Origin of the sequence: Actinocatenispora comari (genome assembly GCF_017312725.1) — a bacterium.
GTDB lineage: Bacteria > Actinomycetota > Actinomycetes > Mycobacteriales > Micromonosporaceae > Actinocatenispora > Actinocatenispora comari.
On record NZ_BOPO01000053.1, the window covers coordinates 127,752 to 153,459 of the forward strand.

Below are 25,708 nucleotides of genomic sequence, written 5' to 3' on the forward strand. Positions count from 1 at the left end.
TGCCCGCGGCCGGACCCGGCGCCGAGCCGGCTCACTGGCCGGACGGCGCGTGGCTCAAATCGACCACGCAGAAGAGGTTGTCGTCCGGATCGGCGAGCACGACGAAGTCGGGATCCGGCGGGTACAGGTCCCAGTCGACCCGCTGCGCACCGAGCCCGACGAGCCGGTCCACCTCCGTCGTCTGCTCGGCGGCGCTGTCCACGAACAGGTCGAGGTGCAGGCGGGGCCGCGGCTCGGCGGGAGACTCGCTGCGTTGCAGGCCGAGCGCGCGGCCCGAGCCGTCCGCGAAGTGCAGCGTGCGCCAGGAGTCGCTGTGCCATTCACCGGCCGGGGCCAGATCCAGCGCCGCGCACCAGAAGGCGACGGCACGGTCGAGGTCACGCACGCCGACGACGGGGAATCCGAGTCGAAGCATCGTTCCAACCTAACCACCGATCCCGCGGTCCGCAGCCGGAGCCGTAGGCTCGCGCCATGTCGACGCGTGAGCTGGTCGTCCTGGGCACCGCGAGCCAGGTTCCCACCCGGGCCCGCAACCACAACGGCTACCTGCTGCGGTGGGACGGCGAGGGGTTCCTGTTCGACCCGGGCGACGGCACCCAGCGGCAGCTGGCACACGCCGGGCTCGCCGCGTCCGACCTCACCCGCCTGTGCCTGACCCACTTCCACGGCGACCACTGCCTCGGCGTACCGGGCGTGGTGCAGCGGCTGTCGCTGGACCGGGTCCGGCATCCGGTGTACGCGCACTACCCGGCCAGCGGCCGGGACTTCTTCGCCCGGCTGCGGTACGCCTCCGTGTACCACGAGACGGCCGACCTGCGCGAGGTACCGGTCGAGGCCGACGGCGTGATCGCCACCGGCGCGTTCGGCACCCTGTCGGCGCGGCGGCTGGACCACCCGGTCGAGTCGTTCGGGTACCGGATCGAGGAACCGGACGGGCGCCGGATGCTGCCCGACCGGCTGGCCGCCGCCGGCGTGCACGGCCCGCAGGTCGGCCGGCTGCAGGCCGACGGCGGCATCGAGGTCGACGGCCGCACCGTCACCCTCGACGAGGTGAGCGAACGCCGAGCGGGCCAACGCTTCGCGTTCGTGATGGACACCCGACTGTGTGCCGGGGTTCCCGCCCTGCTCGACGGCGCGGACCTGGCGGTGGTCGAGTCGACGTTCCTGGATGCCGACGCCGACCTCGCCGCCGCGTACGGTCACCTGACCGCCGGCCAGGCGGCCCGCGCCGCGGCCGAGTGCGGCGTCCGGACGCTGGTGCTCAGCCACTTCTCCCAGCGCTACGCCGATCCGGCGGTCTTCCGGGCCGAGGCCGCCCGGCACTTCGACGGTACCGTCGTGGTAGCCGCCGATCTGGACCGCGTCCCGGTACCGCGCCGCCGCTGACCCGCCGTGCCGCGGCCTGCTGGTCCCCCGGAACGACGCCTGGTGGCGTCAGTCGATCAGCAGGACGAGCTTGCCGCGCACCCCGCCGGCCTCACCGACGCGGTGCGCCTGCGCCACCTCGGCCAGCGGGAACGTCCGCCCGACGAGCACGGTGAACCGGCCGGCCTCGATCAGCTCGCCGATCTGGCTGATCACGTGCAGCGCGCGGCCGTCGTCACCTCGGCTGAACCGCACCCCGTACCGCTGCGCACCGGCGAAGTCGGCGACGGTGACCACGTGGCCGGCCCCGCGGGCGAGCGCGACCAGCTCGGGCAGCACACCGCTGCCGGCGACATCCAGGGCCCGGTCGACACCGTCGGGAGCGAGCGCGCGGACCCGTGCCGCCATCCCGGTGCCGTACGCAACGGGTTCCGCGCCGAGCGAGCGGAGGAGGTCGTGCGTGGCCGGGCTGCCGGTACCGATCACCCGCGCGCCCCGCGCGACGGCGAGCTGGACGGCCGCGCTGCCGACGGTGCCGGAGGCGCCGTTGACGACCACCGTGTCGCCGCTCTCGACGCCGAGCTGGTCGAGGGCACGGGTCGCCGTCTCGGTCGCGGCCGGCAGCGCGGCGGCCTCGGCGAAGCCGAGCGACGGCGGTACGGGCGCGTAGTGGGACAGCACCGCCAGCTCCGCCTGGGCGCCGGTCGTGGCGGAGAACCCGAACACCCGGTCGCCGAGGGCGACGTCGGCGACCCCGTCACCGAGCTCGTCGACGATGCCCGCCGCTTCGTGCCCCAGGAACTGGGGAAGCTCCTGGTCCATCAGGCCCTGCCGGTTGCGCCAGTCGCTCGCGTTGACCCCGGCGGCGCGCACGACGATGCGGACCTCCCCCGGCGCCGGGTGCGGATCGGGGACCTCCGCGATCTCCAGGACCTCCGGCCCGCCGAACCGGCGGAACTCGACCGCCTTCATGAGCCCTTCTTCCTGCAACGGTTTGCCCCGGAACGCGCTGGCGCCGCTCGGCGATCACGGTCGTTGCCTCGACGGCGGCCCTGCACTAGGTTAACCGACTAAATTTAGTCACACAAGGAGGTGAGCCGGATGCCCAGAACCGGCGCGCGGGGAGGTCCGCGGACGCGGGCGCGCATCCTCGCGGTCGCGAACCGGTTGTTCCTCGAACGCGGGTACGAAGCGGTCACGGTCGCCGAGATCGCGCGGGCGGCCGAAGTCTCCAGCGTGACGGTCTTCCACCACTTTCCGCGCAAGGAGGACCTGTTCATGGACCGCGCGGCCGACGCCGCCGACCTGCTGCGCTCGGCGGTCCGCGACCGGCGGCCGGGCGTCGATGCGCTGGCCTCCCTCCGGGAGACGAGCTTCCGGCTGCTCGACACCCGGCACCCGCTCTCCGGGCTGGCGGAGCGGTCCGTCCCCTTCCTCCGGACCGTCGCGGGGTCACCGGCGCTGATCGCCCGGGCCCGAGGGATCGGCTCCGAGCTGCAGGCCACACTGGCCGGGGAACTCGAGCACGACCCGGACTTCGCCGGCGAGCCGGCACTGCTTGCGGCGTTCTTCGTCGCCGGCTACACCGTGGTACTGGTGGAGACCGCGCGCCGCCTCCTCGCCGGCGAGCCGGCGGGCACCGTGCAGGCGAGCCACGGCGAAGGGCTCGAACGGCTCTTCACCGCGCTGCGTGACGGGGTCGCCGCCGGCTCGTGACGGCCGCTGTCGCCGGTGGTGGTACCACGGCTCGGCGCCAGCCGGGCGTTGCCACGTTTGCGCCCGGGCGGGCGGGGCAGCCTGGGGGCATCCGTACTCGACACCGTGACGGGCCGGGCCCGCCTGGACCGCGCTGATCCCGGCCCGATCCGGACGGCCGGGGCAGGCTGCCGGCCCCCGCCCGTCCGGTGCCGGCAGCGGCTTGGGACGGGAGGGCCGGCGGTGATGCTGACCTGGCACGAGAAACAGCAGTGGGAGGCCATCGCAGCCCGCCTGTATGCCGACGATCCGGCCTGGGTGAGCCGGTTCGGCCCGGCCTCGCCACGACCCCGCCGCCGTTCGCCACGGTGGGTGCTCGGGCTGCTGCTGGTCGCGGTGGCCGTACTGGTGGACGTGATCGGTGCGGTCCGCGCCCGGCCCTGGACGTACGGGGCGGGCGCCCTGACGGTCCTGCTCGCGGCGCTGGCCTACCGGTACCTGATCCGCGGTCGCCGGCACGACGGCCGTCGCCGGCCGGACCGGCCCTGGGCCCGACCAACGTGACCCACCGCCGCCGCGCCCGGCCGGAGCTGACGGCGGGGTGTTGCGCACGGACCTGACGGCAGCACGCGCGGAGGTGGGTTGGACGATGACGGGACCGGTCGACCTCGTGCCCGAGTCGTCGCGTGGCCGGCTGCGGCCGGCCGCCCGGCCTCCCGCGGCGCAGGCGATGCTGGCCACGCTGACGGACCGGTACTTCTCCGACCCCGGCTGGCTGTTCGAGCGCAAGCTGGACGGCGAACGGGTGCTGGCGGTGCGCGAGCACGGTCGAGTGCGCCTGCTGTCCCGCAACGGCAACCCGGTCACCGGCTATCCGGAGATCGTCGAGGCGCTGTCGGACGGCTCGCCGGACCTGCTCGTCGACGGCGAGGTCGTCGCCTTCGACGGCAACCAGACCAGCTTCGCCCGACTCCAGCGCCGCATGCAGATCGCCGATCCGGACCGTGCCCGCCGGACCGGCGTCGCCGTGCACTACTACCTGTTCGACGTGCTGTACGCGGACGGGTACGACCTGACCCGGCTACCGCTGCGGCAGCGCAAGGCGGTGCTGCGCAGGGCGCTGCGGTTCACCGATCCGTTGCGCTACACCGCACACCGCAACGAGCAGGGCGAGCGGTACCTGCGGCAGGCGTGCCGGGCCGGCTGGGAGGGGCTGATCGCCAAGCGTGCCGACGCGCCCTACCACCCCGGTCGCAGCCGCGACTGGCTGAAGTTCAAGTGCGGCCACGAGCAGGAGTTCGTGATCGGCGGATTCACCGACCCGGCCGGCTCGCGTATCGGGTTCGGCGCCCTGCTGATCGGCTACCACGAGCGCGGCCGGCTGCGGTACGCGGGCAAGGTCGGTACCGGCTACGACCGCGACACCCTGCGCCGGCTGCGGGAGCGGCTGGACCGGCGGGAAACCGGCGCCGCACCGTTCGTCGCGCCGCCGCGGGGTCGCGGCATCCACTGGGTGCGGCCGGAGCTGGTGGCAGAGGTCGGATTCAGCGAGTGGACCGACGGCGGCATGCTCCGCCATCCGCGGTTCCTCGGCCTGCGCCGGGACAAGAGCCCGGACCAGGTGATCCGAGAACGTCCACAGTAGACAGATCGGGCGAGCTCACGGCTCGTCGTCGGCGGTCAGCCGGACGCCGGGCCAGCGGGTGGCCTCGTCGGCGACGTCGGTCAGGGTCAGGTCGGTGACCGGTTGGCGCCCGGCCGGTTCGCGCCGCAGTACCGGAACGAACCGGGCGAGGCTCGCGAAGTCGGCCGGGAAGCGGTCCCGGTCGATGGCGAGCAACCGACCCCGGCGTCCGGCCCGGCGGGCCAGGGTCGACCAGCGGTCGGTGTCGGCCATGCCGGCCGAGCGCACCCCGTGGTTGAACAGCAGCACGTCGATGTCCTGGTACGGCTCGGCCGCGTCCAGGTAGCGGGCCAGCGCGGCGGCCGAGTGCTCGACGGCGAACACCGTCCAGAACGGGGCGGCGCCGGTGCGGCCCGCCTGCACCGGATCCAGCATGATGAACGACTCGACCAGCAGCCGATCGGTGTTCCGGCGGCGCCGTTCCAGCTCGGCGACCACCGGGCTGAGCGCCTCCGGTTCGTCCAGCCGCAGCCGGTACAGCGGGCGGGTATGACGGGCGGCGAACGACGCGACGTCGGTACGCAGCTCCGGGGCGAACCCCCACTCGGCCTCGGCGGCCCACTCGTCGACCGGCGGCGCCACCGGAGCCGACCGCGGCGAGCCCTGCGCGCGCTGGAAACGGCTCAGCTCCGGCGATCCGTGCACGTACTCCTCGGGTTGCAGGCCACCGCGCGCGCCGGTCTGGAACACGTGCCGCTCGGCGACCCGGCTCACCGGCCAGGACGACCCGTCCTCGACGAGTACGATCGGCGCGCCCGGCGCGAGCCGCTCGGTCAGGAACCGCCGGTAGGCCTCGGGCAGCCGCAGCCACTTGAGCCGGAAGTACGCCATCTTGGCGATCATCAACCGGTCCTGGTTGGCGTCGTGCATGTGGTGCAGCGCCACGTCCGGGTTGCGTTCCAGCAACGGCGGGGCCACCCGCGCCCCGAACTCCCGCGCCAGGTCGGGGCGGTCCGGATCGTTGTCCGGCCAGCGCACCGGTACCAGCGTGGTCTGTGGCAGCCACGGCGCGCCGAGCGCGGCGCACAGGTGGGTGAGAGCACCGTTGGAGGAGCCGACGAACGCGGCCGGATAATCGTTGCCGGTGTAGTGCCGCACCGCCCACTCCGCGATCGCCTCGGTGTCGACGCCGCCGAGGCGATCGGCCGGGACGCCCTCCCTGGCGCCGGCCGCGGTGTACACGCGGCTGCTCAGCCGCTCCGGCAGCAGCGCGGTCAGCCGGGCACCGGTCCCCGCCACGAGCCCCTGGCCCAGCCGCGCGAAGTCCTCTCCGCGCAGGGCGCGGGCGGTGGCCCGCAGGAACGCCGAGGCCGAGTCGAAGGCCGCCACCGCACGTTCTGGTTCGACGTCGGTCGCCTCGCGTGATCGCACTGCGTCGCTCCCTTCGTAGCGTGGCATCGATCCGCCGATTCCACACGTGGGGGTCTACCCGTCGTGGCATCGGCGAAACGGTCGTGCGGACCCCGGCGACCAGGGACGGCCCACGACCTTCGGCAAGGTCGCGGTCGCCGCCGTCGTGGGCAACGAGGACGGCGCGCACAAGATCTCCGCCGACCTTTTCCAGTGCCTCGACGACGTCGGCTGCACCATTCCGGCGCAGGCGGTGACCTACTGGAACGGCGAAGCCATGCACGGTACCGACTTCAAGGACCTTCCCGAGGTACCCGACCAGGTGGCCAGGACGACCGCGACGGTGGCCCGGCACGGTGCCCACCTGGCGCGCCTGCTGCGGCAGGCACCGTACCCGCCGGCCTGAGCCTCCGCGCGAGGCGAGGTGTAGCGGGCCGCCGGCCGGGTAACCGGGTCGGATGGGTCGACCTGCGGCGCCGATCACGGGAGTCACCAGCCAGTTCCACGGACCGTTCGGCAGGATGCGCAGCCGGGCGGTCGGTCGTGCGCGCCCCGGCGTGCCGGAGGTGGCGATCGTGCAGGGCCTCGGCGTCTCGGAGTACCTGCTGCCGGCGGTGGCGACGCTCGCCACCTGGACCCGGGCGCATCTGGTGGAGCTGCCCGGGCTGGCCGGCAGCGGTGAACCGCCGTACCCGCTGGAGCTGGCGGACTACGCCGAGTCGGTTCGGGCCTGGGTGGACGCCCAGCCCGGCGACGCCGGGTTCGTGCTGGGCGGCCACTCCGCCGGTACCCAGACCGCCGCGCACGCGGCCGTCGGGTCGTCCCGGGTGATCGGTGTCGCGCTGGCCGCGCCGACCGTCGATCCGGCCGTACGCGGGCTGCTGCAGTTGGCCTGGCGGTGGCGCCGGGACGGCGCCCGCGAACCGGGTGGGCTCACCGCCTCGCACCTGGGCGAGTGGCGTCGCGCGGGCCCGCGCCGGCTGCTGCGGCTGACCCGGCTCTGCCTGGCCGACGACATCGGGCAACCGGTACGCCGGCTGCGGGTACCGGTGCTCGTCCTTTACGGGGCGGACGACCGGATCAGTGACCCCGGCTGGGTCAGCAACCTCGCGGACGAGGCGTACGACGGGGAGCTCGCGCTCATGCCGGGCGCGCACACGTTCGTGTGGTCCGACCCCGAGGCCTGGAGCGAGCCGCTGCGTGCCTTCGCCGCGCGCTGCCTGCGCGCCGCCGCGGCACCGCACCCCGCCGTCGAACCCTAGCCGGACCCGGCGCGGCACCGTGGGGACGACGTGGCGCGGCAGCGCGGCACGCTTACGCGGCAGCCCGGTCCGGCAGCCCGGTCCAGGATCCAGAGCCCAGTAGCCCGGCGGCCCGGTACGCCGGCGGCCCGGTACGCCGGCGGCCCGGTACGGCGTTCTGGTACGGATCGGTGGTCGGCCTCAGCGGGGCGTGGGTGGGGTGGCGATCGCGCGGTCGAGCCACTCGGTGAGCAGGTCGCGTTCGGCGGCGCTGAGGGCGTCGAGGTCGGGTGCCACGGCGCGGAAGGCGACCGCGGCCGCCATCGTCGCGCCGTCGGCGCGGACCGGTACGTCGGTCAGGATCCGGCCCAGCACCGCGTCGAACATGCTGTCGGCGAGCCGGGGGTCGCGGGCGTCGGCCGGGGTGCCCAGCAGCGTCTGGATCACGCCGATGCCGGCGGCCTGGATCAGGTCGACCGCGTGCCGCTCACCGACCCGTAGCCGCCCGGCCACCGCGATCCGGTGTACCCGGGTCTCCAGGACCTGCTTGCCGGACTGCGCGGCGGGGGAGAGCAGCACCCGGTCGGGATCGCTGAGCAGCCGGAACAGGGCGGGATTGGCGACGCCGAAGGCGATCTGCCGCTGCCACCCGGCGCGCAGGTCGTCGACCGGGTCGAGATCGGCGGCCGACGCGGCCCGGACGGTCTCGGCCTTGGCCGACACGTACTCGGCCATCACGTGTTCGGCGACCGCGTCGAGCAGCCCGTCCTTGTCGCCGAACAGCCGGTAGATGGTGGGCGCCTGGATGCCGGCGGCTTCGGCGACACCGCGGGTGGTGACCGCCGTGGGCCCCTCCTGCTGGAGCAGCCGCGCCGCGACCGCCACGATCCTGGACCGCATCTGGCTGCGGCTGTCGGTCACCTCGCTCATGTAACCAACGATAACGGGCTTTTGCTATCGCACTGTTTCCGGTGCTACGGTGATTGTGGTTCCATCGATAACAGGAGGTCAGGTCCATGATCGTCATCACCGGAGCGACCGGCGCGCTGGGCGGTGCCGCGGCCGACCGGCTGCTGGAGACGCTGCCCGCCGGCGAGCTCGCCGTCGTGGCGCGCGACCCGGCCGCGGCACGACGGTTCGCCGCGCGCGGGGTCCAGGTGCGCCACGGCGACTACCGCGAGCCGGGGTCGCTCCCGGCCGCGTTCGAGGGCGCCGACCAGCTCCTGCTGGTCTCCTCCAACGACCCGGCGGCCGACGCGGTCGGCCTGCACCGGGACGCGATCGACGCCGCGGTCAAGGCCGCCGTCGGTCGCATCGTGTACACCAGCCACCAGGGTGCCGCGCTGGACAGCCCGTTCGGCCCCGGCCACGACCACGCCGCGACCGAGCTGCTGCTCGCCGAGTCCGGCCTCGCCTGGACCTCGCTGCGCAACGGCTTCTACGCGCACAGCCTGGCCTGGCTGCTCGGGCCGTGGCGCGAGACCGGCGTGGTCACGGTGCCCGGCGACGGCCCGGTGTCCTGGACCGCGCGCGAGGATCTCGCCGACGCCGCCGCGGCCATCCTCGCCGCCGGCGGCGGGTACGACGGGCCGACCACCCTCACCGCCGCCGCCGCGCCGACCTTCGAGCAGCTCGCCGCGACGGCCGCGGAGCTCACCGGCCGGCCGATCGGGTTCGAGGTGCTCGACGAGGACGACTGGGTCGCCGGCCAGGTCGCCGCGGGGCAGCCGGAGCCGATGGTGCGGTTCTCGCTCGGGATGTACCAGGCGGCTCGACGAGGCTTCTTCGCCGGCACCGACCCGCTGCTCGCCACGGTCCTCGGCCGCGAGCCGCGGACGGCCCGGGAGGTGATCGCACAGCTGGTCAGTCAGTGAAAGCCAACTTGCAGAATCAGGGCCTGTAATCCTGAAGAACGGTTGACGGCTTGCAGCATGGTGCCTAAGGTCCGTGGGTGTTGACACCATGACCGCACGAGGTGATGCATGGCCGCCGAGCCGGCACCGAACCAGAGCGTCGAACGGGCCGCCGCGCTGCTGCGGGCGCTCGCCGAGGGGCACGGCGACATCCGCGCCTCCGACTTGGCGGCCGCCGCCGGGCTCGGCCTGTCCACCACCTCGCGGCTGCTGGCCACGATGGAGTCGCTCGATCTGGTCGTGCGCGACGGCGGTGCCGGTGCGTACCGGCTGGGCCCGCTGGCGTTGACCCTCGGCGGCGCGGCGGCCAACCAGTCCCGGGTGTACCGCGAGGCACGCCAGCACATGCAGAACCTGGCCGGCCGGCTCGGCCTCGGCGTCAACCTCGCCACCCGCGACGGCGACCACCTGCTCTACCTGTTCAACACCGAAGGGCCGGCGGCGCCGAAGGCGTTCACCCTCACCGGGCAGCGCAATCCGTTGCACGCCACCGGGCTGGGCAAGAGCCTGCTGGCCGGGCTGGACGCGGCCGGGCGCCGGGCGCTGCTGCCGGCCGACCGGCTGACCGCGTTCACCGCGCGCACCGTGACCGACCACGACGCGCTGGACGCCGAGGTCGACCTGGTGCTCACCCGCGGGTACGCCACCGAGATCGAGGAGCTCGCGCTCGGCCGGGCCTGCGTGGCGGCGCCGATCCGGGACCGCGGCAACGAGGTGGTCGCCGCGGTCTCGATCTCCGGGCCGCTGTCCGCCCTCGACCTGTCGCACCGGCGCGACGAGCTGGGGCAGGCGGCGCTGGAGCTGGCCGACACCGTCAGTACCGCGCTGGGCTACCGCGCCGTCGCGCTGCCCCCGCAGGCGCTGGCCGCACCGCCGGAGTCCGCCGGATGACCAGGACAGGGCGGTTGGTGGACCGGGCCGAGCTGCGCGAGCTCATCGGCCTGGCCGCCGACCGCGCCCTCACCCACCCGTACAAGCTCTGGGGGTACGGGGAGGGGCCGGCACTGCGCGCCGTGCTGCGCGCCGCCGGCACGCTGCACCGCCCGGACCTGGTCGACGCGGTGGCCGACCTCGTCACGCCGACGCTCGCCGCGCCCGCCGACGAGGAGATCGACCATCTCGTGCCGGTCGAGGTACTGCTGGAGCTGCACCGACTGCGGCCGGCGATCGACGTGACCGGCCCGGTGCGCCGGTTCGTCCGGGCGGTCGCCGACGCCGACCGGCCGGTGCCCGGCCGGCCGCAGGTGCACCGGCCGCACCATCGCACCCTCGGCCGGCTGATCTGGGTGGACTGCCTGCACACCGACGGCCCCGGGCTGGTCGCGGCCGGACGGCACGCCGACGCGGTCCGGGTCACCACCGAGGCGGCGCGGGTGTTGCAGGACGACACCGGGCTGTTCAGCCACGGTTACCGGGTCGACACCGGTACGGCCAACGGCGTGCACTGGGCGCGCGGCCAGGGCTGGGCGCTGTACGGGCTGGTCGGCCTGCGAGAGCACGCCGATCGGGTGGCTCGGCTGCTGGATGCGTTGGCCCGGAACGAATCCGACGGCCGCTGGCACACCGTGGTGGACGATCCGGCCAGCCCGGCCGAGGCGAGCCTGTCACCGATGGTCGCCGCGACGGCCGGCCGGCTCGGTCCGGCCTGGCGCGCGCTGGCCGACCGGGCGCTGGCCGCCACCCTGGCCGACGTCCGGGCCGACGGCACGCTGCCGGTCAGCGCCGCCACCCCGGTCGGCGACGCACCGAGCTACGCGCGGCCCGCCACCGGCGTGTACCCGTGGGGCCAGGGCCCGCTGCTGGACGCACTGCACATCGCCTGGGAGGCAACCACATGAGGGGCACCGGATGAAGGTCACCGCCGTCGAAGCGATCCCGCTGCGGGCCCGACCCGCCGAGACGTACTGGGGTGCCCGCACCTGGAGCGCCGACAGCGGCGCCGACATCGGCGGGTACCCGACGCCGGCGCGCCGTCGCTACGTCTACTCCGCCACGATCGACACCTGCCTGGTACGGGTCGAGTCCGACGACGGCGTGGTCGGCTGGGGCGAGTGCAAGGCTCCGGTCGCGCCGGAGGTGGCCGCCGAGCTGGTCGAGCAGCTGCTGGCGCCGATCGCGCTGGGTACCGAGCTGTCCGACGTGACGGTGACCTGGGAGCGGATGTACGCCGGGATGCGGGTGCGCGGGCACGCGTCCGGGTTCTGGCTGGAGGCGCTGGCCGGCGTGGACATCGCGCTGTGGGACGCCTGGGCCCGCACCCTGGGCCAGCCGCTGCACGCGCTGCTGGGTGGCGCGTTCCGCCGCGCGGTCCCGGTGTACGCCTCCGGCATCCCGGCCCGGCCGATCGTCGGGGCCGCCGCGGACGAGCTGCGCGCCGAGGCCGAAGGGCTGCGGGACGCCGGGTGGCCGGCGGTGAAGGTGGCGATCGGCGTCGACCCGCGCTCGGACCTGGAGTCGGTGCGCATCGTGCGCGACGCGTTCGGCCCGGCCGGGCAGGTGTTCGCCGACGCCGCCGGCGCGTACGACGTGCGCCAGGCGCTCGCCGTCGGTCGCGGCCTGGCGGAGCTCGGCGTCGGATTCTTCGAGATGCCGATCCCGCCCGAGAACGTGCACGGCTACCGGGAACTCGCCGCCCGGCTGGACATCCCGCTGGCGCTGGACTCGCTGACCGGCCGCGCCCAGGCGTTGGAGTTCCTGCGCGCGGACGCCCTGCACATCCTGCAGCCGGACGTGTGCCGGGCCGGCGGCATCACCGAGGCGATGCGGATCGCCGCACTGGCCGACGCGTTCGGCGCCCAGGCCACCCCGCACGTCAGCATCGGCTCCGCGGTGCACTTCGCCGCGAGCCTGCAGTGCGCGGCCGCGCTGCCCAACATCTCGATCATGGAGCACTGGATCGGCACCAACCCGCTCGCCACGGTGGCCCCCGACCTGGACACACCGAGCGCCGGCGTACGGCGCGTGCCCGGCACACCGGGTCTCGGCGTCACCGTCGACGAGGCGACGGTTCGCACCATGCGCAGCAGACGTTGACCCCCGCAGAAGGAGACCGCCAATGTCCCCCTCGTCGCCGTCCCGCCGCACGTTCCTGAAGACCACCGGCGCCGCCGCCCTCGCGGTACCCGCGGCCGGCGCCCTCACCAGCACCCCCGCCAGCGCCGCACCGGCCGAGACCGGCGGCAGCGCCATGGTCACGATCGTCAAGGCCACCGCGAGCTCGGCGAACAGCACGTACCCCGCCAGCAAGGTGCTCGACGGTGACGCGATGGGCAACGCCAGCCGCTGGCTGTCGCTCGCCACCGATCCGCAACCCACCCTCACCCTCGACCTGGAAGCGGCGACCGAGGTGCGCCGGCTGGTCGTGTTCAGCGGCTACTCCTCCGGCGGCTACCAGGCGAAGTCGGCCGTACGCGCGTTCACCGTCGAGGCCGACGTGGCCGGCACCTGGACGACGATCGGCGAGGTGACGGACAACGACCAGCTGGTCGCGCACGTACCGCTGACGCCGACCACCACGCAGCGGGTCCGGTTGGTGATCACCGAGGCGAACTCGCAGGGCGACGGCATCGCCCGGGTCTTCGAGGTGTACCTGTTCGACAGCGACCAGCCGGTTCCGCTGCGGCACCAGCCGAAACCGAACCTCACCTTCCGGCCCGCGGGCCAGCTGGCCAACGACCGGTACCGGGTCACGTTCCTCGAGGCCAGCTGGGACGGCGGCCGCACGTACGTGCACGACCTCGCGGTCCGGGTGCCCGGTGGCTGGCGGCCGGTGACCGGTGCGGAGCAACGGTTCGACGAGCAGTGGCTGATCTGCCGCGGCGACCGGGCGGCGCCCGGCGACTACTACAACACCACCGACCTGACCTGGGTGTCGTTCGACCGGATCGACCGTACCGGGCCGCATTCGGTGCAGTTGGGCCGGACCGCGGACGGGGTCGGCGACTTCCGGGTGACCTGGGACCTGTCCGGCGACGACCCCCGGCTGACCTACCGGCTGACCGCGGCGGCCAGCACCGACCACATCGTCGGCTACCAGTCGTTCAGCGGTCGAAGCCTGGACGACGTGCACGAGGTGCTGTGCGGCGCGCTGCAGCACGCGAAGGTGGTGCTCGGCCGCGAACCCACCGCCACCTGGGAGCTGCCCGCGCCGCTGGCGCTGACCGAGGTGGCCGCGGCCGGCCGGCCGATGACCGTCGGCATGTACGTCCCCGCCGACCACATCCCGTTCGAGAACGAGCACCAGGACGGCCCGGACAACCAGCGGTACGGCCTCGCGCTGGGCGACGACGACGAGCTGGTACGGCCGGTGTTGTTCGAGCCGCACGCCGGGCAGCGCGCGCCGCTCGCCGCCGGGCAGACCCGCAGCTTCACCGTCGGGCTGCTCGCCGCACCGGCCACGCTGACCGCGGCCTACGAGGCGCTGCTGCGCGACGAGTACGGCTACCGCGACTACCGGCAGAACATCTACGACACGTCGCTGACCGACACCATGTACAACCTGGTCGACCTGGTGATGCACGACAGCGGGCAGGACGACTCGGTCGACTTCGTCCCGTCGCCCAGCGGCTGGTGGAACCGGGCCAAGGGCTTCGCCGACATCGAGAACGACCAGAGCGTGCGTACCACCTCGGCCGGCGTGCTGCTGGAGGCGTACCTGCTCACCGGCGACGACGCGGTCTACGACAAGCGGGCGCTGCCGACCATCGAGTTCCACGTGTCCCGCAACGGCTACGGCTGGACCCCGAAGAAGGGGTTCCCGGTCTACGGCGACACGACGCTGTACAAGCTGGGTTCGGTGCCGTTCGACGCCTCCACCCTGGTACCGCTGTACCGGATGACCGGCGGGTGGAACCCGGCGATCAGGGCGCTGGCGCTGGCCAAGTCCGGCACGGCGGACGACTACTGGCTCAAGCGCACCCCGTGGAGCACGCCGCTCGCGCTGTACCGGCTGACCGGCGACCGCAGCCACCTGCGCGACGCGGAGCGGGCCGCCGACGACTACCTCGCGCAGGAACTGGCGCAGCCGTACACGGAGAACCTGCGGCCGGCGGACTTCCAGTACTTCTACGCCAAGGCCTGGACCGAACTGCTGGAGCTGTACGAGGCGTCCGGCGCTCGCCGCTACCTCGACGCGGCGCACGCCGAGGCGCGCCGCTACGTCACCCAGGTGTTCGTCCGGCCGGTACCGGACGGGTCGATCGACGCGCCGATCCCGCCGGTGTACTACCACGAGGCGGACAGGTGGAAGCCGCCGTCGGCGTTCGACTACCCGCGTACCTCGGTCGAGCCGGAACCGGTGCCGGACTGGGTGGTGTCGACCAACGGCGGCACGTTCGAGGCGCTCGGCACCTACGACAACAAGGGCGGCGGCTTCACCCTGAACCCGGCGTGGGCGCCGTTCCTGCTGCGGCTGGCCCGGCACACCGGCGACGAACTGCTCGCCACGGTCGCGGCGAACTCGATCGTGGGCCGCTACACGAACTATCCGGGCTACTACAACCGGCAGTTCATGCCGCAGCAGCTGCAGCCCGACTACCCGGTGCAGGGGCCGTACGGCATCGCCTCGATCTACTACACGCACATCCCGGTGCAGCTGGGCATGACGATCGACTGGCTGGTCACCGAGCAGATCGTCCGCTCCCGCGGCGCGATCGACTTCCCGGGCGAGTTCGAGGCCGACTACGTCTGGTTCAAGTACCACACGTTCGGGCACCGGCCGGGCCGCTTCTACGGCGACCGCAACGTGTGGCTGTGGCTGCCGCGCGGCATCGTGCGGCTGGACAACCCGCAGCTCAACTGGGTCACCGCGGAGGGCAACGGCAAGCTGTACCTGAGCCTGACCAACGCCTCGGCCCGCGCCCAGACCGCGACCGTGACCTTCGGCGCGACGCAGTCCGGGATCAGCCCGCACGGCACCTACCGCGCCACGGTGATCCGCGACAACGGCCGGCGCGAGCGGGCCACGGTGCGCGACGGCAGGCTGCGGGTCAGCGTCTCCGGCAAGGGCATCACCGCGGTGGTGGTCGACGGCGTGCGGCTCGACGTGGCACTGCACCGCCCGGCCCAGCCGACCAGCGGTGACGCCAGCTTCCACCTCGACGACGACAGCCCGATCGGGATCGTGCGCGGGATGCTGCTGGTCAAGCCGGACCGGTCCCGCTACGACGCCTACGTGCAGGCGGCCACCGAGTCGCCGGCCACGCTGCACTACTCGCTGGACGGCGGTGCCAGCTGGACGTCGCTGCCCGACGAGGTCTACCCGAACGAGTGGACGATCCCGGTGCGCGACCTGACCACCGAGTTCCGCTACCGGGTGGAGGCCGGCGGCGTCTCCACCGACCCGGCGACGCTGTCGCTGCACGGGTAGGCCGCGATGCCGGTACCGACCTGGCGGGCGCTGCCCGGACCGCGGCACGAGCTGGCCGAGGAGCCGACCCGGCTCGACGACGGCCTGCTGTACGTCGACGTGCCGCGCGGCGAGATCTGGCGCCGCGCGCTCGCCGCCACCGCGCGGCCGGTCCTGTCGTACCGGCTCGAGGCGCCGATCTCCGCCGCCCGCCCGGACGGTACCGGTGGCCTGGTGGTGGCCACCGGTACCCGGCTGGTCCGGCTGCGCGACGGCCGCGAGACCACGCTCGCCCGGCTGCCGTACGACCCGGTTCGCTGGCAGGTCAACGGTCTGGTGGTGCTGCACGACGGCCGGGTGCTGGCCGGGCTGCTGTCCCGGGACCGCAGCGAGGTCGGCACGCTGGTGCTCGTCGACGGCGCCGCGACCCGCGTCGTGCTCCCGGCGGTACGGGCCGCGAACGGCCTGTGCCTGGACGACACCGGCCTCGGCGGCTGGCAGGTCGACACGTACGCGCGCACCCTGACCCGCTTCGCGGTGCGCGGCGACGACTTCGACGCCCGGGTGGTCGCCACCGTCGGCGACCTGCCCGGCCGGCCCGACGGGATCGGTGCGGCGGCCGCCGGCGGCGTGTGGGTGGCGATGTGGGACGGCGGTGTCGTCGCCCGCCTCGACGCCGCCGGCAAGGTCACCGACGTGCTGCCCGCCCCGGTCGCCCGCCCCACCTGCCCGCTCCAGCTCGGACCACACCTGTACGTCACCACCGCCCGCGCGGACGACGGCACCGGCGGCCACCTGTACCGGATCCCGGTGGCGTAGCCGATCGGGTCAGGTGGCCGCGGGGTCGCCGGATCGGTCAGCCGGACCGGACGGTGCCGGCGCGGCTCGACCGGGGTGGCGCGGTGCGGTCGTGCCGGCCCTGCACCACCAGGCTGGCGGCGAGGGCGAGGAACAGCAACAGGGCCACCTCGTTGAGCGAACCACCCCACTGCCAGGCGGTGCGACTGCCGGCCAGGTCGCCGCCGACGATGCGCAGCAGCAGCGTGGCGTGCAGCAGCACCAGCGGGACGTACAGCGCCGGACGGTAGGGCAGCGAGCGGCCGAGCACTGCCGGGACGATGACCGGCGCGTGCGCGAAGATCATGGAGAGCACGAAGCCGAGGAAGATCGCGTGCAGCATCGCGTCGTAGCCGGCCCCGCCGGCCATCCGGCCGATCACGATCCACAGCACACCGGCGACGGCAAGCCAGCCGTACCCGGTGAGCAGCGCGACGGCGATGTAGCGGGGCAGGCCCGCGATCCGCACGGTGCGACGGGCGATGTCGTGGTAGCCGAGCCAGCCGGCGACGGCGACCAGCCCGACGCCGGCGATGCGGACCCCGGCCGGTGCGGCCGGCAGCGAGACCAGCAGCCCGAGCGCGAACACGCCCGCGGCACCGGCGAACAACCGGCGGGCCGTACCGGTGGCACCCACCAGCCGGGACAGCTCCAGCCGCTCGCCGGCGATGGTCAACACCAGGAACCCCACCAGCCACGGTACGAACCGGGGCACGTCCCAGCCGCCCAGCCACAGCGCGCCGGCGATCGGCCAGCAGGCGGCGCCGGCGGCCAGCACCGTGTTGTGCAGCGCGGGCTGGATCCGGTGGATGACCACGAACACGGCGACCAGCCCCAGCCCGCCGGCGGTCAGCAGCACCGGCCCCAGCCCGCCCGGTGCGCCGAGCGCGACCGCGATGCCGCCGGCGGCGGTGGCCGCGGGGGCGAGGTACGCCCAGGTGGTGCCGAGGGCGACGGCGCGCTCCAGCGCGATGAAGGTGCCCAGGAATCCCAGTACCATCAGCGGGCCGTGCGTCGCGGCGATGCCGCCGCGGCCGGGGGGCAGGGCCAGGCCGAGGTGCAGCAGGCCGGCCCACAACCCGACCAGCAGGCACACCACCGCGGCCGCCATCAGCGGCGGTACCCAGCGGGGCCGGCGCCGGGTGGGCGCGGCCGGCGTGACCGTCCGCGGCATCAGGGCTTCCAGCCCAGCTGCGCCCTGGCCCGGTCGCTCATCATCTCCGGCCGCCAGGGCGGATCCCACACGACCTGCACGTCGACGTCGGCCACGCCGGGTGCGCCCCACAGACACCTGCGCACCTCGTCGTCGAGGTACGCGCCGAGCGGGCAGCCGGGCGTGGTCAGGGTCATCCGGATGTGCGCCACGTCGTCGGCGACCCGGATGTCGTAGACCAGGCCGAGGTCGACGATGTTGACGCCGAGCTCGGGGTCGATGACCTCGCGCAACAGTGCCCGGTACAGGCAGCGGTCGGGTGCGGCGTGCTGGTCGGCGGCCAGCCACGCCGTGACCGACAACGGGTCGTCGGTGCGGTAGCCGGCGGTCGGTGTACGCGGGTCGGGCTCGGCTTTCGGTTGAGCGGTCACTGGTCGACACCCTCCTGGGGCGATGACCCGGCGCGCCGCGGACTCGTCGTCCCGCTAGTTTTTACTAGTGCCGCTAGTATAAACTAACCCCGCGCCGGGCTCGGCCCGCCCTCGCCACCGACCTTCGGCTCGGGGCCGCCACCGACGTCCGAGCCACGGTCGAATCGCCCCTGTGCGGTAGCGCGCTAGCAGGAAACGGCAGGGTGCCGCAACGCCACGGCGCGGACGCGGTGCGCCCGCGGCGAGCCGGTGGGAGAGAGAGGCCGGTGTGCGGTGGCCGGGACGGACGGCTCAGCGGCTGGTGCCGCGACGCTTCCGGCCACCGGCCGGCCGGGCCCCTCCCGCGGCCAGGTGGGCCACGCACAGGGACGGCTCGACGAACGGGTCGAGCCGATCGGCGGTCAGCGGAGCGTCGATCTCGCTGAGCACGCCCTGCATCAGCCCGAGATGGATGGCGCACACCACGTCGCGGTGCTGCTCGGCCGCCTCGCGGAACGGGCAGTGGTGCAGCAGGATCCGCCGCCGCCGGCCGGCCGTGACCGACTCGGGAGCGAACCCGATGTCGTCCAGCGTGGCGACCAGCTGCGCGGATGCCGAGTCGGCGTCGACCCGCTGGAACGGCGCCGGCCGCTCGGCGAGGTAGCGCCCCCACGCCCGGCCGGCGCGGGTCGCCGCCTGCGCGGGTTGCGGTGTCTCGGCCGCCACGAAGCTCGCCAGGATCTCGGCGAGCAGCCGGTAGCTGCGCTGGCCGGCACGGGCCGAGTCGGGACGCGCCGAGTAGAGCGTGCGGGGTCGTCCCGGCTGGTCGCGGTCCTCCACGGTGCGCTCGACGGTGCCGGCCTCGACCAGGCCGTCGAGATGGAACCGGACGGTGTTGGGGTGCAGCGTGACCTGCTCGGCCAGCTCGCTCACGCTCAGCGGCCGGTCGGACTCCTGCAGCAGGGCGAGCACGCGGGCGCGACTGCCCCCCAGCGCGGTCGGTGCGTCGGCATCTCGCCACGACTCTCGTGCCCCCATGCGTCCATGTTTACACGAACGCATGGGTGAAACAACCGGCGTCAGCAGTCGTCCTCGTCGTCGAGCCGGGCCAGCCAGGTGGCGAGCCGATCGATCGGCACCTCGAACTCCGGGTGCGCATCCACGAAGTCGCGCAACAGCTCGGCCAGCTCGGCCAGTTCGACCTGCTGCGCACCGCGGCGCCGGACCAGCTCGTCGAACTCGGCCGCGCCGGCGTCGAGCCCGGTGCGGCTGTGAGATTCCGACCAGCCCACCGTCGGCACCTCCCCTCCGATCATAGATACAATCGACATCGTACTTACTTGGTACGCTCCGGCGCACTCGCCCGACCGACCGGGTGCACCTGCCAGGAACGCCGCCATCGCCGGGCTGCCACGAAGCGCCGGGTGACAACCGTGCGGGAGGTGAGGTTCGTGCTAGCCCACCAGGACCGACAGGTGGCGCCGCCACCGGACCCGGGAGCAACCGCCGGCGGGCCGATCGTGGACGTCGACGCGCTCCCGGCCGACCATGCGATCGGGGTGCTCTTCGAGCGGCTGCTGCGGTTGCGCGCCGGTGACCGGATCGAGTTGCGGTCCCGGTACGACCTCGGCTGGATCTGGCGCCGCCTCGATCGGCTCGACCCGGGCCGGTTCGGTTGCCGCTACCTGTCGGAGGGGCCCGATCGCTGGGCGATGCAGGTGACCCGGCGGCACCGGTCCTGATCCGCGCCGAATGTCGAGTGTCGAGGTGCAGCGACCGTCCGCGCCCTCTCGTACGCGGACGGTCGGTACCGCGATGATCACGCCTGGGCGGTCTGCGGCTCCCCGCCGGTCCGGCCGATGCGTACCCGCCAGGCCTCCGGCCCCTGCTCCAGGTACTCCCAGCTGAACGCGTCGGCGTGCTCGGCCGAGAACTGGTAGTACAGCGGCTTCGGGTCGTGGTCGTTGATCAGGACGAACGCCTCGCCGGGCGCGAGCCCCGCGTAGGTGGCGAAGATCAGCTCGTGCCGCCGGGCGGGTATCTCGGCGCGCACGTCCAACTGCTTGTCCTCGGTGGTCACCGTCGACTCCTTCGGTTCGTCGGTTGCCGGCTCGGTCCGCTCGGGCAACCTGGCCAGGTAGTGCAGCAGTCCGTTGAGTTGTCTCGCCTCGGTCGGATGGGTCCGGCGCAGCGCCGCCCAGCCCGTGGCCGCCAGTCGGCTGGCGTCGTCGGGGTACCCGGCCTCGCCGAGGCCGCGCAGTGCGCGGGTCAGCACGTGGGTCAGTGCCGACGTGGTCGGATCGCTGGGCATCGGAGGCTCCTCGACTCGCGAACTTGTTTTTACGAGTTGCATAGTGAAAACTACTCCACGGTGCCGGCCACGGCACCGGCACGGTACGGGTCACCGAGCCCACGCCCCAGGGCTCGGTGACCGCCGCCGACCGACGAGAGGGGCGCTGCGCAATGACCTCCGGGACCTCGCCAGACCGGGCCGCTCCCGCGGAGTCCGCCGACGCCGCGCCGCGGGGAGCCGCACCGGCCGGCGCCCGTACGGTCGACCGGGGTCGCGGGCCGTTGCTGGTGAGCCTGTCCATCGTCGGCGTACTGGTCCTCGCCGTGGTGCTGATCGCCGTCGTCGGCCGGCACTCCGGCGACCGCGGCGCGGACCGGGCGGGGCCGCGGCGCACGGTGGCGGTGCACCTCGTCGACATGGACATCGTTCCGGCCACCATCGGCGTGCCGCGCGGTACCCGGCTGACCCTGCAGGTGACCAACACCGGTGCGGTGCGGCACGACCTGGCCTTCCCGCACGGACCGGCCACCCGGATGCTGAACCCGGGCAGTAGCCAGCTTCTCGACCTGGGCACCGTCACAGCCGGCGAGACCGGCTGGTGCACCGTGCCCGGCCACAAGCAGGCCGGCATGACCCTGACGATCCAGGTGTCGGGTCAGCCGGCGACCGCCGCTCACGACGCCACCATCGACCCCGATGCGGTACCGGCACGCGGATTCCGGGCCCGCCCGGCGACGCTGCCGCCGGCCGGGCCCCGGGTGCACCGGGTCACGCTGCACGTCCGGGACCGCACGCTGACCGTGGCCCCGGGCGTGACCCAACGCATGTGGACCTTCGGCGGAACCGTCCCCGGACCCACCCTGCACGGCAGGGTCGGCGACACCTTCGTCGTCACCCTGGTCAACGATGCGGGCATGGGCCACTCGATCGACTTCCACGCGAGTTCGGTCGCGCCCGACCGGGTGATGCGCACGATCGGTCCGGGCCAGCGGCTGGTCTACCGCTTCACCGCCCGACACGCCAGCGCCTTCCTGTACCACTGCGCCACCGCGCCGATGATCGAGCACCTCGGCAACGGCATGTACGGGGCGGTCGTGATCGACGCGCCCGACCTGCGCCCGGTGGCGGCCGAGTACGTGCTCGTCGGTTCCGAGCTCTACCTCGGGCCGGAGGGTGGTACCGGGGATGCGACCAAGATGCGCCGCGGCACGCCGGACGCCGTGGTCTTCAACGGCTACTACGACCAGTACCGGCACGCGCCGCTCACCGTGAAGCGTCAGGGCCGGGTGCGCATCTGGGTGGTGGACGCCGGGCTGACCCGGCCCATCGACTTCCACGTGGTCGGCGCCCCGTTCGACACCGTCTTCTCCGACGGCGGCTACCTGGTGCGCCCGGGCGATCGGTCCCGGGGCGCGGCGCAGGTGCTGGCGCTGCAACCCGGCCAGGGCGGTTTCGTGGAGTTCACCCCGGCCGGGCCCGGCCACTATCCGTTCCTCAGCCACCTGATGATCGACGCCGACCGGGGCGCCACCGGCACGCTGATCGTCACCCGGTAGTGCAGTCCGGTGTCGCCGGGCACAACGAGGCGGCGCAAACGGTGTCCCCGCGACCAACGACTCCGGCCGCGCTCGGTCGTCAGTCTGTACGACGTGTCACGCGAGTCGAGGCCGGAGGTCACCGTGACGGCTGTCTGGGGCGGCGAGGTCGGGGCCAGGGCGCTGACCGGCGGTGCCGGCGGGGACGGTCGCCGATCGCCCGGCCGTGGCCCGACCGGGTCGCCGTTGGCTGGCCGGCCGGGGCCGGATCTGCCGCGCCGGCGACCGAGCGCGGTGCCGGCACCGGCTCCACCCGGCGACGGGGCCCGCCCGGCCGCGCGCGGCGGTACCCACCGGGCCGTGCGCTCGGTGGTCGTCTGCGCCCGCGACGTCCCGGCGGTACAGGGGATGCTGGCCCGCGCGCGCTGGCCCGGCACCGTGTACGCGGCGACGTCCGGCGACGACGTGCTGGGCCGGCTGGCACGGCACCCGGCCGATGCGGTACTGGTCGACTGCGCCAGCGTGCTGCCCGGTTGCGTCCCGTTCGTCCGGCAGGTCCGGGAACGCAGTCCGCGCACCGCGGTGGTGGTGGTCGGCGCGGACAGCCCCCAGCTGGTTGCCGGGGTGCTGACGGCAGGAGCGTGCGGTGTGGTCGGCGGCGGCCGGCATGGGGTGGAACTGGCGGTCGCGCTGGCGCGCGGACTGCGTGCACTGCGCCCGGACGGTACGCCGGCGCCGGCCGGGCCGGGCTGCGCGCTGACCGATCGGGAGCTGGAGGTGCTGCGCCGGATGGCCGACGGCCTGACCAACGCCGAGATCGGCCGCGACCTCTACATCGCCGAGGACACCGTCAAGACGCACGCCCGCCGGCTGTACCGCAAGCTCGGTGTCAGCGACCGCGCGCACGCGGTGGCGCGGGCGTTCCGGGCCGGTCTGGTTTCCTGACCGGCGACGCCCCGGCCGGACCGGGGCCCGCCCGAGCTGTGCCGGCCCGATCGGGGGGCGGGCCGGCACAGCTCGGGCCATGCCGTCGCCGTGGTCGCTCGGCCCGGCAGCGGGTCAGGGCTGGGGCGGGTGCGGGAGCTGGGTCCAGGCGTGGCAGGCGGCCACGATCTCGGCGCACTCGCCCGGGTGCGTCAGGCTGCGACCGGTGATCAGCTCGATCCGGTGCAGCCGGTGCCGCACCGTGTTCTGGTGACAGCGCAGCAGCTTGCCGGCGGCCGGCGCGGACCCGCCCGCCTCGACCCAGGCGGTCAGCGTCTGCAGCAGCATGTCGCGGCGCTCCGCCGGCAGGTCGAGCAGGCCACCGAGTACGGTCCGGGCCGCGTCCTGCGCGGCGGACGGGGCGGAGGCGACCAGGACGTTCATCGGGGTGTCCTGGAACTGCTCGACCGGATCGACGCCGCCGTGCCGCTGCAGCACGAGCTCGGCCAGCCCGAGCGCCCACGGGGCGCGGCGCAGCAGCTCGAACACCGGGCTGACGCCGACCGGGCCGGTGGCGTGCCGGGCGAGCACGTCGAGCGCGACGGCGTTGCGCGCCGCGGTGCCCAGGGACAGCAGGCCGACCAGCGCGTCCTGCCGCAGGTGCCACACCGACGGCACGTCCACCGCGGACAGGTACGAGTCGACCCGGGGCAACGGGTCCTGGCCGAGCGTGGTCGCCGCGGCGACCACGACGAACGTGCCGTCCATCGGCAGCCGCAGCATCCCGGCGATCTCGATGACGGTGCCCACGCTCGTCGTCTCGGACAGCAACACGTTGACCAGCGCGGCGCGCTCGCGTTCCCGGCTGAGCAGGATGTGCTGGGCCTCTTCCCGGTAGGCGTGGATGAGCGCGTCGCCGACCTGGTTGTGCAGGCGGAACATCAGGTGCGACAGGTCGACCATGTCGTCGGCGGGGATCGCCGGCGGGGTGCGCGCGGCAGCGATCATCGCCTCCCACACCTCGTCGTAGCCCATCCGGAACGAGGTGAGCAGGTCGGCCAGCGCGAGGCCCTGCTGGGCGCGGAGCCGGCCGCTGCGTTCCGCGGCGCTCAGGTCGTCGCGGCGCCCGGTGAGGCGGTCGAAGACCTCGTGCACGTTCGCGGCGACGAGCTTCCACACCACGTCGCGGCTGCCGCTCGCGGCCGACGCGTACATCGGCAGCTCGGCGATCCGGCGGTCGGTCATTCGATCGAGCATCGCGTGCAGGCCCGGGGTCATGCGCTCGATGACCCGCTCGGCCGTCCTGGTGGTCGTGGGGACGGTACTGGACACCCGCACAGGGTACGGGGCGTGTCGACCCCGCACCGTGCGTGATCGCCGGGGCCGGCGAGTTGCTTGTATCAGCAACCTTATATAAGGTTGCTGATACAAGCCCGCGGCGAGAGAAGGCACCATGAGCAGCTCGATCACGACCGGCAGCGCGCGGCCCACCCGGCACGCTGTCCCGCTCGACGACGGCGTCGAGATCACCCTCCAGGACCGGGACCGCAGCCGGCCGTTCCTGCTGCTGCACGGCGGCGGCGGGGTGGCCACCATGGCCGGCTTCGCCGACCTGCTCGCCGAGCGCACCCGCACCCGCGTCCTGCTGCCCACCCACCCCGGTTTCGCCGGTACCCCGAAGGCACCGGCACTGACCGGCGTCGCCGCGCTGGCCCGCGCGTACCTGGCGCTGCTGGAGCGGCTCGACCTCGCCGACGTGACCGTGCTCGGCAACTCGTTCGGCGGCTGGCTCGCCGCCGAGATCGCCCTGCAGGCAAGCCCCCGGGTCGGCCGGGTGATCCTCGTCGACGGCATCGGGATCGACGTGCCCGGCCACCCGATGACCGACGTCAGCGGGATGTCCACGGCCGAGATCCGGACGTACTCGTTCCACGACCCGCGGCGCGCGCCGACGCCGCCCGCCGGTACCGCCGGGCCCAGCCCGGACGTGCGCGCCCTGATCGGCTACACCGGGCCGGCCATGGCCGACCCCACCCTGGCCGGCCGGCTCGCCGGCATCGACGTACCGGCGCACGTGCTGTGGGGCGCGAGCGACCGCATCGTCGACCCGGAGTACGGGAAGGCGCTCGCCGCGGCGATCCCGGCCGCGACGTTCACCCTGCTGCCGAGCACCGGGCACCTGCCCCAGCTGGAGACGCCCGAGCTGCTGCTCGGCGCGCTGCTGAACCTCGGCGACGAGTGAATCCGCTGCCCGGTCACAGCAGCGGCACGATTGCCCGGCTCACCGGCGGCTGGCGAACAGCACCGCGCCGGGCACGGTCTCCTCGGGCGCGAGCACCATCTCGGCCCGAACGGTGAAACCGGCCTCCCGCAGCCACTCCGCGACCCGGCCGGGCCGCCGGCGGTGCACCCGCACCCGCATCGGATGCCCGCCGTACCCCTGGGTCTTGAGCCGGAACCCGTCGCCGACGTGGAAGCCGAGCAGCAGCGGCCCGCCGGGCCGCAACACCCGCCGGAACTGTTGGAAGACGGCGGGAACCTCGTCGTCCGGCACATGGATCAGCGACCACCAGGCGATCAGCCCGGTCACCGAGCCGTCGCGAAGCACCAGGTCGGTCATCGAACCCACCTCGAACCGCAGGTGCGGATGCGCCCGCCGGGCCACCTCGATCATGCCGGGGGAGAGGTCGACGCCGAACGCGTCGAGACCCAGCCCGCCCAGCTGGCGCGTCACGTGGCCGGGCCCGCAACCCACGTCGGCCACCGGGCCGCCACCCGCGGCGCGCACCAGCTCCGCGAACGACGCGAGCACCATCCGGATGTACGGATCGGCGTCGAGCGAGTCGCGCATCAGCTCGGCGTAGCTCCCCGCGACCGTGTCGTACGAGGTGCGTACGTCGGTCAGCCAGGTCGCGGCACCGGAGTCGAGATTCGGCACCGCGCCATTGTCCCGCCCGCCGGC

General features: G+C 73.9%; 27 protein-coding genes. 16 read left to right on the forward strand and 11 right to left on the reverse strand.

Annotated elements, in window-relative coordinates; genetic code table 11:
* Positions 1-31: 31 nt before the first annotated feature.
* Positions 32-415 (reverse strand): VOC family protein, encoded by a 384-nt coding sequence (locus tag NUM_RS15670; RefSeq protein ID WP_207125574.1) that lies wholly within the window; start codon positions 413-415, stop codon positions 32-34.
* 56 nt (positions 416-471) lie between these two features.
* Between NUM_RS15670 and NUM_RS15675 the strand changes: the two genes are divergently transcribed.
* Positions 472-1,386, forward strand: a complete 915-nt coding sequence (locus NUM_RS15675) for a ribonuclease Z (RefSeq protein WP_207125575.1) — start codon at positions 472-474, stop codon at positions 1,384-1,386.
* 48 nt (positions 1,387-1,434) lie between these two features.
* Here the strand turns inward: NUM_RS15675 and NUM_RS15680 are convergent, their stop codons facing one another.
* Positions 1,435-2,337 (reverse strand): NADP-dependent oxidoreductase, encoded by a 903-nt coding sequence (locus NUM_RS15680; RefSeq protein WP_207125576.1) that lies wholly within the window; start codon positions 2,335-2,337, stop codon positions 1,435-1,437.
* 129 nt (positions 2,338-2,466) lie between these two features.
* Between NUM_RS15680 and NUM_RS15685 the strand changes: the two genes are divergently transcribed.
* The 3 genes from NUM_RS15685 to ligD all read left to right on the forward strand — a co-directional run bounded on the left by NUM_RS15685 (position 2,467) and on the right by ligD (position 4,705).
* Complete coding sequence (locus NUM_RS15685; RefSeq protein WP_207125577.1) at positions 2,467-3,081, forward strand: TetR/AcrR family transcriptional regulator; 615 nt, start codon at positions 2,467-2,469, stop codon at positions 3,079-3,081.
* A 225-nt stretch (positions 3,082-3,306) separates the two neighbouring features.
* On the forward strand, positions 3,307-3,624 hold the full coding sequence (locus tag NUM_RS15690) for a DUF3040 domain-containing protein (protein ID WP_225918615.1): 318 nt from the start codon (positions 3,307-3,309) through the stop codon (positions 3,622-3,624).
* A gap of 85 nt (positions 3,625-3,709) precedes the next feature.
* Positions 3,710-4,705 (forward strand): non-homologous end-joining DNA ligase, encoded by a 996-nt coding sequence (ligD, locus tag NUM_RS15695; RefSeq protein ID WP_225918604.1) that lies wholly within the window; start codon positions 3,710-3,712, stop codon positions 4,703-4,705.
* Positions 4,706-4,720: 15 nt separating this feature from the next.
* Here the strand turns inward: ligD and NUM_RS15700 are convergent, their stop codons facing one another.
* Complete coding sequence (locus NUM_RS15700; RefSeq protein ID WP_207125579.1) at positions 4,721-6,115, reverse strand: hypothetical protein; 1,395 nt, start codon at positions 6,113-6,115, stop codon at positions 4,721-4,723.
* 145 nt (positions 6,116-6,260) lie between these two features.
* On the opposite strand from NUM_RS15700, the gene NUM_RS15705 reads away from it, so the two are divergent.
* Positions 6,261-6,500 (forward strand): hypothetical protein, encoded by a 240-nt coding sequence (locus NUM_RS15705; RefSeq protein WP_207125580.1) that lies wholly within the window; start codon positions 6,261-6,263, stop codon positions 6,498-6,500.
* A gap of 52 nt (positions 6,501-6,552) precedes the next feature.
* Positions 6,553-7,356: an alpha/beta fold hydrolase gene (locus tag NUM_RS15710; protein WP_207125581.1), complete on the forward strand. Its 804-nt coding sequence runs from the start codon at positions 6,553-6,555 to the stop codon at positions 7,354-7,356.
* Between the two features lie 180 nt (positions 7,357-7,536).
* Here the strand turns inward: NUM_RS15710 and NUM_RS15715 are convergent, their stop codons facing one another.
* Positions 7,537-8,265 (reverse strand): TetR/AcrR family transcriptional regulator, encoded by a 729-nt coding sequence (locus tag NUM_RS15715; RefSeq protein ID WP_207125582.1) that lies wholly within the window; start codon positions 8,263-8,265, stop codon positions 7,537-7,539.
* Between the two features lie 86 nt (positions 8,266-8,351).
* Here NUM_RS15715 and NUM_RS15720 point away from each other — a divergent pair, with 86 nt between their 5' ends.
* The 6 genes from NUM_RS15720 (at position 8,352) to NUM_RS15745 (ending at position 16,413) form a co-directional block, all read left to right on the forward strand.
* Positions 8,352-9,209 (forward strand): NAD(P)H-binding protein, encoded by an 858-nt coding sequence (locus NUM_RS15720; protein ID WP_207125583.1) that lies wholly within the window; start codon positions 8,352-8,354, stop codon positions 9,207-9,209.
* A 108-nt stretch (positions 9,210-9,317) separates the two neighbouring features.
* Positions 9,318-10,139 carry an IclR family transcriptional regulator gene (locus NUM_RS15725; RefSeq protein WP_207125584.1) on the forward strand — a complete coding sequence of 274 codons (822 nt, stop codon included), beginning with the start codon at positions 9,318-9,320 and terminating at the stop codon, positions 10,137-10,139.
* Positions 10,136-11,086: a glycoside hydrolase family 88 protein gene (locus NUM_RS15730; RefSeq protein WP_207125585.1), complete on the forward strand. Its 951-nt coding sequence runs from the start codon at positions 10,136-10,138 to the stop codon at positions 11,084-11,086. Before NUM_RS15725 ends, NUM_RS15730 begins: the two co-directional genes overlap by 4 nt.
* A 10-nt stretch (positions 11,087-11,096) precedes the next feature.
* A complete protein-coding gene (locus NUM_RS15735) occupies positions 11,097-12,281 on the forward strand; it encodes a mandelate racemase/muconate lactonizing enzyme family protein (RefSeq protein ID WP_207125586.1) in 1,185 nt (394 codons plus the stop codon).
* A 22-nt stretch (positions 12,282-12,303) separates the two neighbouring features.
* Positions 12,304-15,615 carry a discoidin domain-containing protein gene (locus NUM_RS15740; protein ID WP_207125587.1) on the forward strand — a complete coding sequence of 1,104 codons (3,312 nt, stop codon included), beginning with the start codon at positions 12,304-12,306 and terminating at the stop codon, positions 15,613-15,615.
* A gap of 6 nt (positions 15,616-15,621) precedes the next feature.
* On the forward strand, positions 15,622-16,413 hold the full coding sequence (locus NUM_RS15745; protein WP_207125588.1) for an SMP-30/gluconolactonase/LRE family protein: 792 nt from the start codon (positions 15,622-15,624) through the stop codon (positions 16,411-16,413).
* Positions 16,414-16,450: 37 nt separating this feature from the next.
* On the opposite strand, the gene NUM_RS15750 is transcribed toward NUM_RS15745, so the two are convergent.
* The 4 genes from NUM_RS15750 to NUM_RS15765 form a co-directional block, all read right to left on the reverse strand.
* On the reverse strand, positions 16,451-17,605 hold the full coding sequence (locus tag NUM_RS15750; RefSeq protein WP_207125589.1) for a hypothetical protein: 1,155 nt from the start codon (positions 17,603-17,605) through the stop codon (positions 16,451-16,453).
* Entirely contained in the window at positions 17,605-18,015 is a 411-nt protein-coding gene (locus NUM_RS15755; RefSeq protein ID WP_225918605.1) for a metal-sulfur cluster assembly factor, read from the reverse strand. The genes NUM_RS15750 and NUM_RS15755 overlap by 1 nt, the downstream gene beginning before the upstream one ends.
* A 291-nt stretch (positions 18,016-18,306) precedes the next feature.
* Entirely contained in the window at positions 18,307-19,032 is a 726-nt protein-coding gene (locus NUM_RS15760) for a helix-turn-helix transcriptional regulator (protein WP_207125590.1), read from the reverse strand.
* A 41-nt stretch (positions 19,033-19,073) separates the two neighbouring features.
* Positions 19,074-19,223: a DUF6104 family protein gene (locus NUM_RS15765; protein WP_225918616.1), complete on the reverse strand. Its 150-nt coding sequence runs from the start codon at positions 19,221-19,223 to the stop codon at positions 19,074-19,076.
* 213 nt (positions 19,224-19,436) lie between these two features.
* On the opposite strand from NUM_RS15765, the gene NUM_RS15770 reads away from it, so the two are divergent.
* A complete protein-coding gene (locus tag NUM_RS15770; protein WP_207125591.1) occupies positions 19,437-19,736 on the forward strand; it encodes a DUF2249 domain-containing protein in 300 nt (99 codons plus the stop codon).
* Between the two features lie 77 nt (positions 19,737-19,813).
* Here the strand turns inward: NUM_RS15770 and NUM_RS15775 are convergent, their stop codons facing one another.
* Positions 19,814-20,305: a DUF2249 domain-containing protein gene (locus tag NUM_RS15775; RefSeq protein WP_207125592.1), complete on the reverse strand. Its 492-nt coding sequence runs from the start codon at positions 20,303-20,305 to the stop codon at positions 19,814-19,816.
* 152 nt (positions 20,306-20,457) lie between these two features.
* On the opposite strand from NUM_RS15775, the gene NUM_RS15780 reads away from it, so the two are divergent.
* On the forward strand, positions 20,458-21,843 hold the full coding sequence (locus NUM_RS15780) for a multicopper oxidase domain-containing protein (RefSeq protein ID WP_207125593.1): 1,386 nt from the start codon (positions 20,458-20,460) through the stop codon (positions 21,841-21,843).
* 339 nt (positions 21,844-22,182) lie between these two features.
* Positions 22,183-22,767 (forward strand): helix-turn-helix transcriptional regulator, encoded by a 585-nt coding sequence (locus NUM_RS15785; protein ID WP_225918606.1) that lies wholly within the window; start codon positions 22,183-22,185, stop codon positions 22,765-22,767.
* Positions 22,768-22,881: 114 nt separating this feature from the next.
* Here the strand turns inward: NUM_RS15785 and NUM_RS15790 are convergent, their stop codons facing one another.
* A complete protein-coding gene (locus NUM_RS15790; RefSeq protein WP_207125594.1) occupies positions 22,882-24,078 on the reverse strand; it encodes a PucR family transcriptional regulator in 1,197 nt (398 codons plus the stop codon).
* Positions 24,079-24,199: 121 nt separating this feature from the next.
* Between NUM_RS15790 and NUM_RS15795 the strand changes: the two genes are divergently transcribed.
* Complete coding sequence (locus NUM_RS15795) at positions 24,200-24,988, forward strand: alpha/beta fold hydrolase (protein WP_207125595.1); 789 nt, start codon at positions 24,200-24,202, stop codon at positions 24,986-24,988.
* Positions 24,989-25,027: 39 nt separating this feature from the next.
* On the opposite strand, the gene NUM_RS15800 is transcribed toward NUM_RS15795, so the two are convergent.
* Positions 25,028-25,684 (reverse strand): class I SAM-dependent DNA methyltransferase, encoded by a 657-nt coding sequence (locus NUM_RS15800; protein WP_370466999.1) that lies wholly within the window; start codon positions 25,682-25,684, stop codon positions 25,028-25,030.
* Between the last annotated feature and the right edge of the window lie 24 nt (positions 25,685-25,708).